Genomic DNA, 13,928 nt, shown 5'->3' with positions numbered 1-13,928 from the left:
TTTTGTTCGTGAGTTAGATGCCATCGTCAGGATGTCGCGTATCTTGCTCACGTGTCGTTATTCTAGCCTTTCCGGGAAAATTATGAGCAAGAGCACCGCTGAGATCCGTCAAGCGTTTCTCGATTTCTTTCATAGTAAGGGCCACCAGGTTGTAGCAAGCAGCTCCCTGGTGCCTAACAATGATCCGACATTGCTGTTTACCAATGCCGGCATGAACCAATTTAAAGATGTTTTCCTGGGGCTGGACAAGCGCGCCTATTCCCGAGCCACCACCTCACAACGTTGCGTACGTGCAGGCGGTAAGCATAACGATCTGGAGAACGTCGGTTATACCGCACGTCACCATACCTTCTTCGAAATGCTGGGCAACTTCAGTTTCGGCGACTATTTCAAACATGACGCTATCAGCTTCGCCTGGGAACTGTTGACCGGTGAAAACTGGTTTAACCTGCCTAAAGAAAGGCTGTGGGTGACCGTCTATGAAACCGATGACGAAGCTTTCGACATCTGGCAGAAGCAGATTGGTGTGCCGGCAGAGCGCATTATCCGTATTGGCGACAATAAAGGCGCGGCTTTTGCCTCTGACAACTTCTGGCAGATGGGCGATACCGGCCCGTGCGGTCCGTGCACCGAGATTTTCTACGATCATGGCGATCATATCTGGGGTGGTCCTCCGGGCAGTCCGGAAGAAGACGGCGATCGTTACATTGAGATCTGGAACATCGTTTTCATGCAGTTCAACCGTCAATCCGACGGCACCATGCTGCCGCTGCCAAAACCTTCGGTAGATACCGGTATGGGTCTGGAGCGTATTGCGGCAGTCCTGCAACATGTGAACTCCAACTATGAAATCGACTTGTTCAGTACGCTGATCGCTGCAGTGGCCAAGGTGACAGGCGCGGCAGATTTGAATAACAAATCTTTGCGCGTTATCGCTGACCACATCCGCTCCTGTGCTTTCCTGGTGTCCGATGGCGTGACGCCGTCAAACGAAGGCCGTGGTTACGTGCTGCGCCGCATCATTCGCCGCGCTGTTCGCCACGGCAATATGCTGGGCGCGAAAGACAGCTTCTTCTACAAGCTGGTTGCTCCGTTGATCGAAGTGATGGGGCCGGCCGCTGACGAACTGAAGCGTCAACAGTCTTTGGTTGAACAGGTACTGAAAACTGAAGAAGATCAGTTTGCTCGCACCCTGGAGCGTGGTTTGACGCTGCTGGACGAAGAACTGGCTAACCTGCAGGGCGATACCCTGGATGGCGAAACAGCCTTCCGTCTTTACGACACCTACGGTTTCCCGGTCGATCTGACGGCGGACGTGTGCCGTGAACGTGGCCTGAAAGTGGATGAAGCCGGTTTTGAACTGGCGATGGAAGCGCAGCGTCGTCGTGCACGTGAGTCCAGTGGTTTCGGCGCAGACTACAACAGCATGATCCGCGTTGATGGCGCCAGCCAGTTCTGCGGCTATGACCACGAGCAGCAGCAATCAACCGTGATCGCGCTGTTCCGCGACGGTCAGTCGGTCAATGAGATCCACGCCGGTGAAGAAGCCGTAGTGGTACTGGATGAAACTCCGTTCTACGGTGAATCCGGTGGCCAGGTTGGCGATAAAGGCGTGCTGAAAGCCGCTGGCGCCGATTTTGAAGTGAGCGATACCCAGAAATACGGCCAGGCCATCGGTCATCAGGGCAAGCTGTCTCAAGGTTCCTTGAAAGTGAACGATCGCGTTGATGCGCAGATCGATACCGTTCGCCGCAATCGCATCCGTCTGAATCACTCCGCTACCCACCTGCTGCACGCTGCACTGCGTCAGACGCTGGGTGAGCATGTGGCGCAGAAGGGATCGTTGGTTAACGATAAATACCTGCGTTTCGATTTCTCGCATTTCGAAGCGATGAAGCCGGAGCAGATCCGCATTGTAGAAGACTTGGTGAACCAGCAGATACGTCGCAACCTGCCGGTCCAAACCGAAGTCATGGCGCTGGATGATGCCAAAGAGAAGGGCGCTATGGCGCTGTTCGGTGAGAAGTACGACGATAACGTGCGCGTACTGACCATGGGCGACTTCTCGACCGAACTGTGCGGCGGCACCCATGCCAGCCGTACCGGTGACATCGGTCTGTTCCGCATTCTGAGCGAGTCAGGTACCGCTGCGGGTATTCGTCGTATTGAAGCCGTCACCGGCGAAGGTGCGATTGCTACCCTGCATCAGCAAAATGATTTGTTGCAGGACGTTGCGCACCTGGTGAAAGGGGATAGCAACAACCTGACGGACAAAGTGCGTGCGGTACTCGATCGCACTCGCGCGTTGGAAAAAGAACTGCAGCAGTTGAAGGATCAGCAGGCGGCGCAGGAGAGCGCTTCATTATCCAGCAAGGCCAAAATGGTTAACGGCGTCCCGCTGTTGGTCAGCAAGCTTGATAACGTCGAGCCAAAAATGTTGCGTACCATGGTTGATGATCTGAAAAATCAACTGGGTTCCGCAATTATCGTGCTGGCTACCACGGCCGATGATAAGGTGAGCCTGATTGCCGGCGTGACCAAAGATCTGACCGACCGGGTTAAAGCCGGCGAGTTGATCGGCAACGTGGCGCAGCAGGTTGGCGGCAAAGGGGGCGGACGCCCTGATATGGCGCAGGCAGGCGGGACAGACGTCAGTGCCCTGCCGGCGGCACTAGACAGCGTAGAAGCCTGGGTGGCCTCGAAACTGTGAATATAAATAAATAGCACTTACAAACGCCATAACTCATTGTTGATTATGGCGTTTTTAAACTGTGCTAACACAATTTGGTTACAATTACGGGAACAAAGTTTTTCAGGTCGGCTAAACTTATCATTATCTGAGGTGAGACCAAGTCTGCTTACACTTATTGTGGGTTACATGACTTACGTTTTCACAGCATATGATGGATAATGACGGGGAAACTGAGAGACCCGACTCTTTTAATCTTTCAAGGAGCAAAGAATGTTAATTCTGACTCGTCGAGTTGGTGAAACCCTCATGATTGGCGATGAGGTCACGGTCACAGTGCTAGGGGTCAAGGGCAACCAGGTTCGTATTGGTGTGAATGCCCCCAAAGAGGTGTCAGTTCACCGCGAAGAAATCTATCAGCGCATTCAGGCAGAGAAGTCTCAACAGACGACTTACTGATTTCGAAGCAGCGTCTCGTTGCTCAGCGAGACGCTACTGCGCTTTTTTGTGCCTATCATCGTTCCTTTCCTGACTTCTCCGATTAAATCTTTTTGCTGCCTCCCTGACTTTGTTTGCTATTTCGCTATGGTTGCCTGTTGATAAAACACTCTTTTTGCCGTGAAATCGCCCATGTTGAGTGTGAATTGTGCAAACGCGCATGAGTTGGGAAAAATTGTTTGACTTAAAAGTCGGAGAAAGTAATATGTGCGCCACGCAGTGCCGATGAGCTTCTCCAAAGCAAGTTAGGCACAATTCGAAAGAAGCGTATGGTGAGGTGGCCGAGAGGCTGAAGGCGCTCCCCTGCTAAGGGAGTATGCGGTCAAAAGCTGCATCCGGGGTTCGAATCCCCGCCTCACCGCCATTTGCATCCATAGCTCAGCTGGATAGAGTACTCGGCTACGAACCGAGCGGTCGGAGGTTCGAATCCTCCTGGATGCACCATATTTTGCAGTATGGTGGGGTAGTAACAACGTACCATACGGTATCAAAAAAGAATTCCTGTGCATCCATAGCTCAGCTGGATAGAGTACTCGGCTACGAACCGAGCGGTCGGAGGTTCGAATCCTCCTGGATGCACCATTCTTTCTGTCGAACTTGTTTCTTCAAGCAGACAAACCAAAAAATTAGTAATGCATCCATAGCTCAGCTGGATAGAGTACTCGGCTACGAACCGAGCGGTCGGAGGTTCGAATCCTCCTGGATGCACCATCTAAAGAAAAACCCGCTTCGGCGGGTTTTTCGCTTTTCCGACCGCGAGGAGAGCGGTTGGAGGTTCGAGCCGAGCGTAGCGAGACAACGTTGCTTCAGCAACGGCCCGCAGGGAGAGGCGCAGCCGAATCATCCTCCTGGATGCACCATCTAAGAAAAACCCGCTTCGGCGGGTTTTTCGCTTTCTGGCCCCGAACATAGATTATTGAACCCCCGGTCCTTCACTCTCACGCACAGCACATTCCGCTATTACGCGATCAGCGACAACCTTCCGGCTTTACGCTAAAGTAGTTTTCTTTCCTCAACGATCATGGAGTAACGATGTACGACCGCTATCAGGGTCTTATTTTCGACATGGACGGCACCATTCTCGATACCGAGCCGACGCATCGCAAGGCGTGGCACGAGGTGCTGTCCCGTTACGGTATGACGTTTGATGAGGCGGCGATGGTGGCATTGAGCGGTTCTCCGACCTGGCGCATTGCCCAGGCGATCCTTGCCAGTCATCAAGCCGATCTCGATCCCCATCAGTTGGCTGCAGAGAAAACCCGCGCGGTCGAAGCGATGCTGTTGGACAGCGTGCGTCCATTGCCGTTAATCGAGGTGGTCAAAGCTTATCATGGTCGCCGTCCAATGGCGGTGGGCACCGGCAGTGAGCATCGCATGGCAGAAACCCTGCTGCGCCATCTGGGCCTGTTCCACTGCTTCGATGCGATTGTGGGTGCCGATGACGTGCAACGCCACAAGCCGGAACCGGATACCTTCCTGCGCTGCGCCGAACTGATAGGTGTGCCGCCGGAGAAATGCGTGGTGTTTGAAGACGCAGACTTCGGTATTCAGGCAGCGAAAAGCGCCAATATGGCCGTGGTAGACGTCCGTACGCTGTGAGTAGTACGCTGGCCGTCATGTCGTTATTCGGTAGCAGCTTTCTCAGTGCGACGTTGCTGCCGGGAAATTCAGAAATTGTTTTGGTTGCCTTGCTGACCAACAGCCGTGTCTCACCAGAGTTGCTGGTGTTGGCCGCGACGTTGGGTAATACCCTTGGCGGGCTGACCAATGTCATTATCGGGCGTCTGTTACCGGCGTTGAAACCGCAGCGAGGGCTGGATACAGCGCTCGGGTGGATGCAACGCTTTGGCCCGGCTGCGCTGTTGCTCAGTTGGGTACCGGTAGTGGGCGATTTGTTGTGCGTGTTGGCAGGCTGGCTGCGCATGCCCTGGGGCCCTGTCGCGCTGTTTCTGTGTATCGGAAAGGCGCTGCGTTACATCATTTTGACTATGATAACGTTACAGGGAATGGCCTGGTGGCATTAACGACGTGAATATAACTCAATATTCTCTCGGGTGCAGATTCAGTATGCTTACGAGTTATTGTTTTTAGAAGCGGGAGGTCAATTTGATCCCGGACGTATCCCAGGCGCTTTCTTGGTTGGAAGCCCATCCCCATGCATTAAAAGGCATCCGTCGCGGCATTGAGCGTGAAACGCTGCGTGTCACCGAAAACGGAACGCTGGCAACAACCGGACATCCGGAGAAACTGGGGGCGGCATTAACGCACCACTGGATAACCACAGACTTTGCTGAGGCGCTGTTAGAGTTTATTACGCCGGTTGACGATAACCTCGATCACATGCTGACGTTCTTGCGTGATATTCACCGTTACGTAGCGCGCAATCTGGGTGATGAGCGTATGTGGCCACTCAGCATGCCGTGCTTTATTGAAGCCGAGCAGGACATTGAGCTGGCACAGTTCGGTTCGTCGAACATTGGCCGCATGAAAACGCTGTACCGTGAAGGGTTGAAGAACCGCTACGGTGCGCTGATGCAGACCATTTCTGGCGTGCACTACAATTTCTCATTGCCGCTGGAGTTCTGGCAGGCATGGGCTGGCGTCAAAGATGCCGAAAGCGGTAAAGAGCAGATTTCTGCGGGCTATTTCCGCCTGATCCGTAACTATTACCGTTTTGGCTGGGTGATCCCGTATCTGTTCGGTGCATCGCCGGCAATCTGTTCCTCGTTCCTGAAAGGGCGTGAAACCTCGTTGCCGTTTGAGCGAACCGAGCAGGGCATGTGTTATCTGCCGTATGCCACCTCGCTGCGGTTGAGTGACCTGGGCTACACCAATAAATCTCAGAGCAATTTGGGTATCACCTTCAACGATCTACAAAGCTATGTCGAAGGCCTGAAGCGAGCAATTGCCACGCCTTCCGAAGAGTTTGCCAAACTGGGCGTGAAGGATGGCGATCGTTATCTGCAACTGAACAGTAACGTGCTTCAGATCGAAAACGAACTCTATGCGCCAATCCGGCCGAAGCGTGTGACCAAAAGTGGCGAGACGCCGTCAGATGCGCTTTTGCGCGGCGGTATCGAATACATTGAAGTTCGCTCGCTGGACATCAACCCATTCTCGCCTATCGGCGTGGATGCGGTTCAGGCGCGTTTCCTGGACCTGTTCCTGGTGTGGTGCGTGCTGGCCGATGCGCCAGAGATGAGCAGCGATGAATTGCTGTGTACGCGCAAGAACTGGAATCGGGTGATCCTGGAAGGGCGTAAGCCGGGCCAAACCATCGGCATCGGGTGTGATGACAGCCGTGAACCGCTGGCAAAAGTAGGTAAAGCACTGTTTGACGATCTGCGTCGCGTGGCTGAAGTGTTGGATAGCGAAGCTGGCGATCGCCAGTATCAGCAGGTGTGTGACGAACTGGTCGCGGCGTTTGACGATCCTGATTTGACGTTTTCCGCTCGTATCCTGAAGGCGATGAAGGAAGAGGGGACGGGGCGTGTGGGCCTGCAGCTGGCCGAGCAGTATCGTCAGATGCTGACGGAAGAGCCGTTAGAGATTTTGACGGAGGCTGAGTTGGCACAAGAGCAGAAAGCCTCGTGGCAGCGTCAACGCAACATAGAAGCCAGTGATACGCTAAGCTTTGAAGAGTTCCTGAAGCAACACGGCGGGGGCTAAAAAAGAAAAGGCCACATCAATGTGGCCAAATATGCATCTCTGATGACAGGGATGATGATAACAAATGCGCGTCTTTCACATACTCAGACTCGCTGGGTTGGAAAAGGTTTCCTGGTTAGATAAAAAAGTTTCGAAATAAATACTCTTTTACGAGGAGGTAACGAAATGCCACTGCTGGATAGCTTCACCGTAGACCATACCCGCATGGCAGCCCCGGCTGTCCGCGTCGCGAAAACCATGAAAACTCCTCATGGCGATACCATCACCGTGTTCGATCTGCGCTTCTGCCGGCCGAACCTGGAAGTGATGCCAGAGCGCGGCATTCATACGCTGGAACACCTGTTTGCCGGCTTTATGCGTGACCACCTGAATGGTCAGGGCGTCGAGATTATCGATATCTCCCCAATGGGGTGCCGTACCGGTTTCTACATGAGCCTGATTGGCGTGCCGGAAGAGCAGCGTGTTGCCGATGCGTGGAAAGCGGCGATGGCCGACGTGCTGAAAGTGACTGACCAGCGTAAAATTCCTGAGTTGAACGAATTCCAGTGCGGGACTTACCATATGCACTCGCTGGAAGAAGCGCAGGAAATCGCGAAGCACATTCTTGACCATGACGTCGTAGTGAACCACAACGAAGAGCTGGCGCTGCCGAAAGAGAAGCTGCAGGAACTGCACATCTAGTTCGCCATCCATCGGGCTACAGCGATAAAAAAAGACGCGATATTCGCGTCTTTTTTCCTTTCTGGCGGCTGGTCAGCGTTGCTGAACGCTGGACTGCAGCGACTTGATCGGCGTGACCCGCACCTGTTTGATCATATTGTCCTGCACGTCGAGGATGCTGATGTCGTAATGGCCGATGCGAACACGGGTGCCGACCTCCGGGATCTCTTCCAGTTCTTCCAAAAGCATGCCGTTGATGGTACGCGCATCTGTGGCCGGCAACGTCCAGTTGAATGCCTTGTTTAACTCGCGCACGTTGGCTGTACCGTCTATCAGCACGGAGCCGTCACTTTGCGGATTAACCTCTTCTGCCAGCGTTGGCGACATGGACGTGGTGAAATCGCCGACGATCTCCTCCAGGATATCCTCGACCGTCACCAGCCCCTGAATGTCGCCGTATTCATCGACCACGATGCCGACTTTCTCTTTGTTGCGCTGGAACTTCACCAACTGGACGTTCAGCGGTGTGCCTTCGGGCACATAATAAATTTCGTCGGCTGCGCGCAGCAGGTTCTCTTTGTTGAACTCTTTCTTCTCGGTCATCAGGCGGTAGGCTTCACGTACCCGCAGCATGCCGATGGCATCATCCAGCGAGGTGCGGTAAAGCACGATGCGGCCGTGCGGGGAGTGAGTAAGCTGACGCATGATCGACTTCCAGTCGTCGTTGACATCGATGCCGACAATCTCATTGCGTGGCACCATAATGTCATCGACCGTCACCTTCTCCAGATCCAACACCGAGATCAGCATGTCCTGATTGCGACGAGAAATCTGCGAGTGCGATTCCTTCACAATGGTGCGCAGCTCGTCCTTGCTGACTGCGTCGCTGATCCGCACATTGGTGCGAATGCCGAACAGCCGTAAAATCAGCGTGGTGATGCCATTGAGCAGCCACACCAGTGGGAACATCACCTTTTGCAGCGGTGCCAGCAAGAAGCTGCTGGGGAATGCGATGCGTTCCGGATACAGGGCGGCAAAGGTTTTTGGCAGCACTTCGGCGAACAGCAGCACGGCGAAGGTCAGTACGCCGGTGGCGATGGCAACGCCCAAATCGCCATACAGGCGCATGCCGACAATGGTGGCCAGCGCCGAAGCCAGAATGTTGACCAGGTTATTGCCAATCAGCACCAGGCCTATGAGGCGATCCGGTTTTTGCAGCAGCTTTTCGACCCGGCGGGCGGAACGGTTGCCCTGTTTGGAGAGATGACGCAGACGATAGCGGTTCAGCGTCATCATGCCGGTTTCGGATGCTGAGAAGTAAGCGGAAACCACAATCATGACCACCAGGATAATGATCAGGGTCCCTGTCGAAACGTGCTCCAACGCGGTATTCCTTATGTATGGAGAAAGAGTGCCTGAGAGCTTAGCGAACCATCACTTGCTGAATCAGACGGCTGCCAAAGTAGGCCAGCGTGAGTAGGAAGGCACCGGCAAAGCTGAACCAAACGACGCGGCGACCGCGCCAGCCTTCGTGATAATGGCCCCATAGCAAGACGATATACACAAACCACGCCATGATAGACAGCACGGCTTTGTGCACGTTCTCTTTGCTGAACAGGTTATCCATATAAAGCAGCCCGGTGCACAACGTGAGCGTGAGCAACACGACGCCTATCTGGGTGATGTGGAACATCTTGCGTTCGATGCTCATCAACGGCGGCATATCGGCGCTGAAAGACAGCTTTTTGTTTTTCAGCAGGTAATCCAGCCAGGCCAGTTGCAGCGCATACAGCGCGGCAATGATCAGCGTAGCGTAGGAGAACAGCGCCAGGCCGATATGCACCATCAGTTCCGGGCTGGCTTCCAGATGCGTAATAAATTCACCCGGCATAAAGCTGGCGAAGGCCAGGTTGATCATCGCGAAGCTGTAAACGATAGGCAGCAGGAACCAGCCGCGATCGCGCGAAGCCACGAAGGTCATGACCGAGCAAATGATCAGGCTGACTATCGAACCTATGTTCAGCAAGCTGAGATTTTGCCCGGCGCTGACGTCAAAGATACGCTGCTGAAGTGCGATGGCGTGGCAAATTAGCGCCACCACCGCCGAGACGAGAGCAAGCCGACGGTATGCGCTGTTCTTCCGCAACAAGCTGGGAATAATCAGTCCAAGGCTGAGCAGGTAGGCGATCAAAGCCACAATGGAGAAAACTGGCATAGCGTTTAATTTTGCTTCGACGTGGTGAATTGGATTGTCAGTATAGCGTCGAGCGCGTCCCACTCCAACCGATCTCCAACGCTGAGGCAGAGATCCTCTACGCTTCGTGTTATAATCGCCGCAATTATGTCGCCAGAGCGGCCTGTCATTACACGTTGAGCATGAGACGATGTTTGAAAATTTAACCGATCGTTTGTCGCGCACCCTGCGCAATATCAGCGGCCGTGGGCGGCTGACCGAAGAAAATATCAAGGAAACCCTGCGTGAAGTGCGCATGGCATTGCTGGAAGCGGACGTTGCGTTACCGGTCGTGCGGGACTTTATCAACCGCGTGAAAGAGAGCGCGGTAGGTCATGAAGTCAACAAAAGCCTGACGCCGGGGCAAGAGTTCGTCAAGATCGTCAAGAGCGAGCTGATTGCCGCGATGGGCGAAGTGAACACCGAGCTGAACCTGGCGGCGCAACCGCCAGCAGTGGTGCTGATGGCGGGCCTGCAGGGCGCCGGTAAAACTACCAGCGTCGCCAAGCTTGGTAAATTCCTGAAAGAAAAACAGAAGAAAAAAGTCCTGGTGGTTTCCGCCGACGTTTATCGCCCAGCGGCGATCAAACAGCTGGAAACCCTGGCGGAAAGCGTCGGCATCGACTTCTTCCCGTCTGATGTCAAAGAAAAACCGATCGACATCGTTAACCGTGCGCTGCAACAGGCCAAGCTGAAGTTCTACGACGTACTGATCGTCGATACCGCCGGCCGTTTGCACGTTGACGAAGCGATGATGGACGAAATCAAGCAGGTGCACGCGGCGATCAAGCCGGTGGAAACCCTGTTTGTGGTTGACGCCATGACCGGCCAGGATGCTGCCAACACGGCCAAGGCCTTTAATGAAGCATTACCGCTGACCGGTGTGGTACTGACCAAGGTCGACGGTGATGCGCGTGGCGGTGCCGCGTTGTCTATCCGTCACATCACGGGCAAGCCGATCAAGTTCCTCGGCGTGGGCGAGAAGACCGAAGCGCTGGAGCCCTTCCATCCGGACCGCGTGGCATCACGCATTCTGGGCATGGGCGATGTGCTGTCGCTGATCGAAGATATCGAAAGCAAAGTTGACCGCGAGCAGGCGGAGAAACTGGCTAACAAGCTGAAGAAAGGTGACGGTTTCGATCTGACCGACTTCCTGGAACAGCTGAAGCAGATGCGTAACATGGGCGGTATGGCCAGCATGCTGAGCAAACTGCCTGGTGCCGGCCAACTGCCGGACAATGTGAAATCGCAAATGGACGACAAGGTTCTGGTGCGAATGGAAGCAATCATCAACTCGATGACGCTGAAAGAGCGCGCCAAACCGGAAATCATCAAAGGCTCGCGTAAGCGCCGCATTGCGATGGGGTCCGGTATGCAGGTGCAGGACGTTAACCGCTTGTTGAAGCAGTTCGACGAAATGCAGCGCATGATGAAAAAGATGAAGAAAGGCGGAATGGCGAAGATGATGCGCGGCATGAAAGGTATGATGCCGCCGGGCTTCCCAGGCCGCTGACAGGCGCGTGCCCCTTGGGGTGAGCGTGTTTAAGCATTTGCCGTTCGCGGCAAAAACCGCCCGGAATATTACCGGCTGCAAAAAGTAGTTGACGCTGATCTACGCTTTAGATTGCTTTTTGCGCCAAAATGAGTAAAATTTTCGGGCTTTTTATATTGCAACCGGCTCCGTTCCCTCAATGGGGCCCGGCTGTTTTATTAACTAAAGAGGATGTTATGGTAACAATTCGTTTGGCACGTGGCGGCGCTAAAAAGCGTCCGTTCTATCAAGTAGTAGTGACCGACAGCCGCAATGCTCGTGATGGTCGTTTCATCGAGCGCGTAGGCTTCTTCAACCCGATCGCATCTGGTCAGGCTGAAGCACTGCGTCTGGACCTGGACCGCATCGAACATTGGGTCGGTCTGGGTGCAACCGTTTCTGATCGCGTTCACGCGCTGATCAAAGACGCTAAGAAAGCAGCTTAATCTGTCGCGGTGGTGGCAATGAGCAAGCAACTCAAACCGGTAGCACCTAAGCAGCCGATTGTACTCGGTAAAATGGGGTCTACTTACGGCATTCGTGGTTGGCTCAGAGTATTTTCATCCACCGAGAACGCCGAAAGCATTTTTGACTATCAGCCGTGGTTTATCCAGCGGGCGGGTCAATGGCAGCTTGTCGAGTTGGAAGACTGGAAGCGCCACAGTCAGGATCTGATCATCAAAGTCAAAGGCGTTGATGATCGGGATGCTGCGAATCTACTGACCAATTGCGAAATTCAGGTGGATTCGGAACAACTTCCTCCGTTGGTGGGTGATGATTACTACTGGAAAGACCTTATGGGCTGCCAGGTAGTCACGACCACCGGTTACGAACTGGGTAAAGTCGTCGATATGATGGAAACCGGTTCAAACGACGTGATGGTAGTGAAAGCTAACCTGAAAGATGCGTTCGGCATGAAGGAGCGGTTGGTCCCGTTTCTTCATGGGCAGGTTATCAAGAAAGTCGATCTCACTGCTCGCGTGATTGAAGCAGATTGGGATCCTGGTTTTTGACCTCCGAATCAAACGGTCGAAACAAGTGGAATGACAGTATGGGGATTGGCTTGTGTTCATTGGTATTGTAAGCCTGTTTCCTGAGATGTTCCGCGCAATCACCGATTACGGGGTGACTGGCCGGGCAGTAAAAAATGGCCTGCTGAGCGTGCAGTGTTGGAGTCCGCGTGACTTCACCTACGACCGGCATCGTACCGTGGACGATCGCCCTTATGGCGGCGGCCCGGGAATGTTGATGATGGTGCAACCCTTGCGGGAAGCCATTCATGCAGCAAAAGCAGCGGCAGGCGAGGGAGCAAAGGTGATTTATCTGTCACCTCAGGGGCGTAAGCTGGATCAAACCGGCGTATGCGAACTGGCGACCAATCAGAAGATGATTCTGGTGTGCGGTCGTTATGAAGGGGTAGACGAGCGCGTAATCCAAACCGAAATTGATGAAGAATGGTCAATCGGTGATTACGTACTCAGCGGCGGGGAACTGCCGGCAATGACCCTGATTGATTCAGTCGCCCGTTTTATACCGGGTGTGCTGGGCCATCAGGCCTCAGCAGAAGAAGATTCTTTTGTCGATGGATTGCTGGACTGCCCGCACTATACCCGTCCTGAGGTGTTGGAAGGGATGGAGGTTCCGCCAGTCTTACTGTCGGGCAACCATGCCGAGATACGTCGCTGGCGCTTAAAGCAGTCGCTGGGCCGTACCTGGCTTAGAAGACCTGAACTTCTAGAAAGCCTAGCTCTGACTGACGAGCAAGCGGTGTTGCTGGCTGAGTTCCAACGGGAACATCAGGCCAAGCAACAGGACTATGAAGGGAACGTCTGAGCAACTGGCTCGACGGGACCGATATATCAGTTTACCTAGGGTAAGAGACATATTATGAGCAACATTATTAAGCAAATTGAACAAGAGCAGATGAAGCAAGACGTACCTGCATTCCGTCCGGGTGATTCCGTGGAAGTTAAGGTATGGGTCGTTGAAGGTAGCAAAAAACGTCTGCAGGCATTCGAGGGCGTGGTTATCGCTATCCGTAACCGCGGTCTGCACTCTGCATTCACTGTTCGTAAGATTTCCAACGGCGAAGGTGTTGAGCGTGTATTCCAGACTCACTCCCCAGTAATCGACAGCATTACTGTTAAACGTCGTGGTGCCGTTCGTAAAGCCAAACTGTACTATCTGCGTGAGCGTACTGGTAAGTCTGCTCGTATCAAAGAGCGTCTGAACCGCGTCGGCTAACGCTGCATCCAAAAGTTAATAGCTATGAAGGGGTTGGCACTGTGCCAACCCCTTTTTTTATGCCTGCAGATCGGGGATTGCATCTGCAAGATGCGAAAATGCTCCCAGGACGCCCGTTTTTACAGGCATAAAAAAGCCTGCGTTTGCAGGCTCTTTGCATTACAGCGCCGCGGCGCGCTGTTTGCTTTTTTCCGGATGTGGCTGTGCAGGAACGATATCGCCAGGCTTTACAATCACGCGAGCGACAGACTCGTGCGTGGCAAAGGTACAGCTGCAGTTAATGTTTTGGCATTGGTGATAGCGCTCTTTGGTCGCTTCGCTCAGATAACGGCTGGAGCGAGTATGGGCCACGCTACCGCAGAGTGGACAGTGCATCATAAAAACCCCCTTGCAATATTTTAAGT

General features: G+C 53.7%; 14 protein-coding genes, 4 tRNA genes and 1 other RNA gene. 16 read left to right on the top strand and 3 right to left on the bottom strand.

The window, feature by feature from the left end; translation table 11 throughout:
* The first annotated feature begins 82 nt into the window (after positions 1-82).
* The 11 genes from alaS to luxS all read left to right on the top strand — a co-directional run bounded on the left by alaS (position 83) and on the right by luxS (position 7,537).
* The gene (gene alaS, locus ACMGG1_RS20295) at positions 83-2,710 is read left to right on the top strand and encodes an alanine--tRNA ligase (RefSeq protein WP_020825283.1); all 2,628 of its coding nucleotides are present in this window, start codon (positions 83-85) and stop codon (positions 2,708-2,710) included.
* A gap of 252 nt (positions 2,711-2,962) precedes the next feature.
* Complete coding sequence (gene csrA, locus ACMGG1_RS20290; protein ID WP_004091602.1) at positions 2,963-3,148, top strand: carbon storage regulator CsrA; 186 nt, start codon at positions 2,963-2,965, stop codon at positions 3,146-3,148.
* Between the two features lie 310 nt (positions 3,149-3,458).
* Positions 3,459-3,551, top strand: a tRNA-Ser gene (locus ACMGG1_RS20285).
* A gap of 3 nt (positions 3,552-3,554) precedes the next feature.
* A tRNA-Arg gene (locus ACMGG1_RS20280) sits at positions 3,555-3,631 on the top strand.
* A 61-nt stretch (positions 3,632-3,692) separates the two neighbouring features.
* A tRNA-Arg gene (locus tag ACMGG1_RS20275) sits at positions 3,693-3,769 on the top strand.
* 52 nt (positions 3,770-3,821) lie between these two features.
* Positions 3,822-3,898: transfer RNA gene (locus ACMGG1_RS20270), tRNA-Arg, on the top strand.
* A 29-nt stretch (positions 3,899-3,927) separates the two neighbouring features.
* Positions 3,928-4,047, top strand: a non-coding RNA gene (locus ACMGG1_RS20265) — RtT sRNA.
* A 172-nt stretch (positions 4,048-4,219) separates the two neighbouring features.
* The gene (gene yqaB, locus ACMGG1_RS20260) at positions 4,220-4,786 is read left to right on the top strand and encodes a fructose-1-phosphate/6-phosphogluconate phosphatase (protein ID WP_020825284.1); all 567 of its coding nucleotides are present in this window, start codon (positions 4,220-4,222) and stop codon (positions 4,784-4,786) included.
* Positions 4,783-5,211, top strand: coding sequence for a YqaA family protein (locus tag ACMGG1_RS20255; RefSeq protein ID WP_041414225.1), 429 nt, complete (start codon positions 4,783-4,785; stop codon positions 5,209-5,211). The genes yqaB and ACMGG1_RS20255 overlap by 4 nt, the downstream gene beginning before the upstream one ends.
* Before the next feature lie 82 nt (positions 5,212-5,293).
* A complete protein-coding gene (gshA, locus tag ACMGG1_RS20250; protein ID WP_041414227.1) occupies positions 5,294-6,856 on the top strand; it encodes a glutamate--cysteine ligase in 1,563 nt (520 codons plus the stop codon).
* A gap of 165 nt (positions 6,857-7,021) precedes the next feature.
* Entirely contained in the window at positions 7,022-7,537 is a 516-nt protein-coding gene (gene luxS, locus ACMGG1_RS20245) for an S-ribosylhomocysteine lyase (RefSeq protein ID WP_020825287.1), read from the top strand.
* Between the two features lie 72 nt (positions 7,538-7,609).
* Here the strand turns inward: luxS and ACMGG1_RS20240 are convergent, their stop codons facing one another.
* Complete coding sequence (locus tag ACMGG1_RS20240) at positions 7,610-8,899, bottom strand: HlyC/CorC family transporter (RefSeq protein WP_046374472.1); 1,290 nt, start codon at positions 8,897-8,899, stop codon at positions 7,610-7,612.
* Between the two features lie 40 nt (positions 8,900-8,939).
* Entirely contained in the window at positions 8,940-9,731 is a 792-nt protein-coding gene (locus ACMGG1_RS20235) for an inner membrane protein YpjD (RefSeq protein ID WP_020825289.1), read from the bottom strand.
* A gap of 169 nt (positions 9,732-9,900) precedes the next feature.
* Between ACMGG1_RS20235 and ffh the strand changes: the two genes are divergently transcribed.
* The 5 genes from ffh to rplS all read left to right on the top strand — a co-directional run bounded on the left by ffh (position 9,901) and on the right by rplS (position 13,524).
* Entirely contained in the window at positions 9,901-11,262 is a 1,362-nt protein-coding gene (ffh, locus tag ACMGG1_RS20230; RefSeq protein WP_020825290.1) for a signal recognition particle protein, read from the top strand.
* 215 nt (positions 11,263-11,477) lie between these two features.
* The gene (gene rpsP, locus ACMGG1_RS20225; RefSeq protein ID WP_004932501.1) at positions 11,478-11,726 is read left to right on the top strand and encodes a 30S ribosomal protein S16; all 249 of its coding nucleotides are present in this window, start codon (positions 11,478-11,480) and stop codon (positions 11,724-11,726) included.
* A gap of 18 nt (positions 11,727-11,744) precedes the next feature.
* Positions 11,745-12,293 carry a ribosome maturation factor RimM gene (rimM, locus tag ACMGG1_RS20220; RefSeq protein WP_020825291.1) on the top strand — a complete coding sequence of 183 codons (549 nt, stop codon included), beginning with the start codon at positions 11,745-11,747 and terminating at the stop codon, positions 12,291-12,293.
* Positions 12,294-12,345: 52 nt separating this feature from the next.
* Positions 12,346-13,113, top strand: coding sequence for a tRNA (guanosine(37)-N1)-methyltransferase TrmD (gene trmD / locus ACMGG1_RS20215; protein WP_020825292.1), 768 nt, complete (start codon positions 12,346-12,348; stop codon positions 13,111-13,113).
* Positions 13,114-13,167: 54 nt separating this feature from the next.
* Positions 13,168-13,524 carry a 50S ribosomal protein L19 gene (gene rplS / locus ACMGG1_RS20210; protein ID WP_004950372.1) on the top strand — a complete coding sequence of 119 codons (357 nt, stop codon included), beginning with the start codon at positions 13,168-13,170 and terminating at the stop codon, positions 13,522-13,524.
* Positions 13,525-13,683: 159 nt separating this feature from the next.
* On the opposite strand, the gene ACMGG1_RS20205 is transcribed toward rplS, so the two are convergent.
* Complete coding sequence (locus tag ACMGG1_RS20205) at positions 13,684-13,902, bottom strand: DNA-binding transcriptional regulator (protein ID WP_020825293.1); 219 nt, start codon at positions 13,900-13,902, stop codon at positions 13,684-13,686.
* Positions 13,903-13,928: the final 26 nt, after the last annotated feature.

This window comes from Serratia sp. BNK-12 (assembly GCF_047456085.1).
Lineage (GTDB): Bacteria > Pseudomonadota > Gammaproteobacteria > Enterobacterales > Enterobacteriaceae > Serratia > Serratia liquefaciens.
The sequence above is the reverse complement of the archived record's forward strand: the minus strand, read 5'-3'. Positions and strand labels throughout refer to the sequence as shown.

Bases quoted from the DNA above. Each gene is read 5' to 3' on its own strand.
- luxS (WP_020825287.1), top strand. From the start codon at position 7,022: ATGCCACTGCTGGATAGCTTCACCGTAGACCATACCCGCATGGCAGCC.
- yqaB (WP_020825284.1), top strand. From the start codon at position 4,220: ATGTACGACCGCTATCAGGGTCTTATTTTCGACATGGACGGCACCATT.
- rpsP (WP_004932501.1), top strand. From the start codon at position 11,478: ATGGTAACAATTCGTTTGGCACGTGGCGGCGCTAAAAAGCGTCCGTTC.
- ACMGG1_RS20235 (WP_020825289.1), bottom strand. From the start codon at position 9,731: ATGCCAGTTTTCTCCATTGTGGCTTTGATCGCCTACCTGCTCAGCCTT.
- csrA (WP_004091602.1), top strand. From the start codon at position 2,963: ATGTTAATTCTGACTCGTCGAGTTGGTGAAACCCTCATGATTGGCGAT.
- ffh (WP_020825290.1), top strand. From the start codon at position 9,901: ATGTTTGAAAATTTAACCGATCGTTTGTCGCGCACCCTGCGCAATATC.
- ACMGG1_RS20205 (WP_020825293.1), bottom strand. From the start codon at position 13,902: ATGATGCACTGTCCACTCTGCGGTAGCGTGGCCCATACTCGCTCCAGC.
- rimM (WP_020825291.1), top strand. From the start codon at position 11,745: ATGAGCAAGCAACTCAAACCGGTAGCACCTAAGCAGCCGATTGTACTC.
- rplS (WP_004950372.1), top strand. From the start codon at position 13,168: ATGAGCAACATTATTAAGCAAATTGAACAAGAGCAGATGAAGCAAGAC.
- alaS (WP_020825283.1), top strand. From the start codon at position 83: ATGAGCAAGAGCACCGCTGAGATCCGTCAAGCGTTTCTCGATTTCTTT.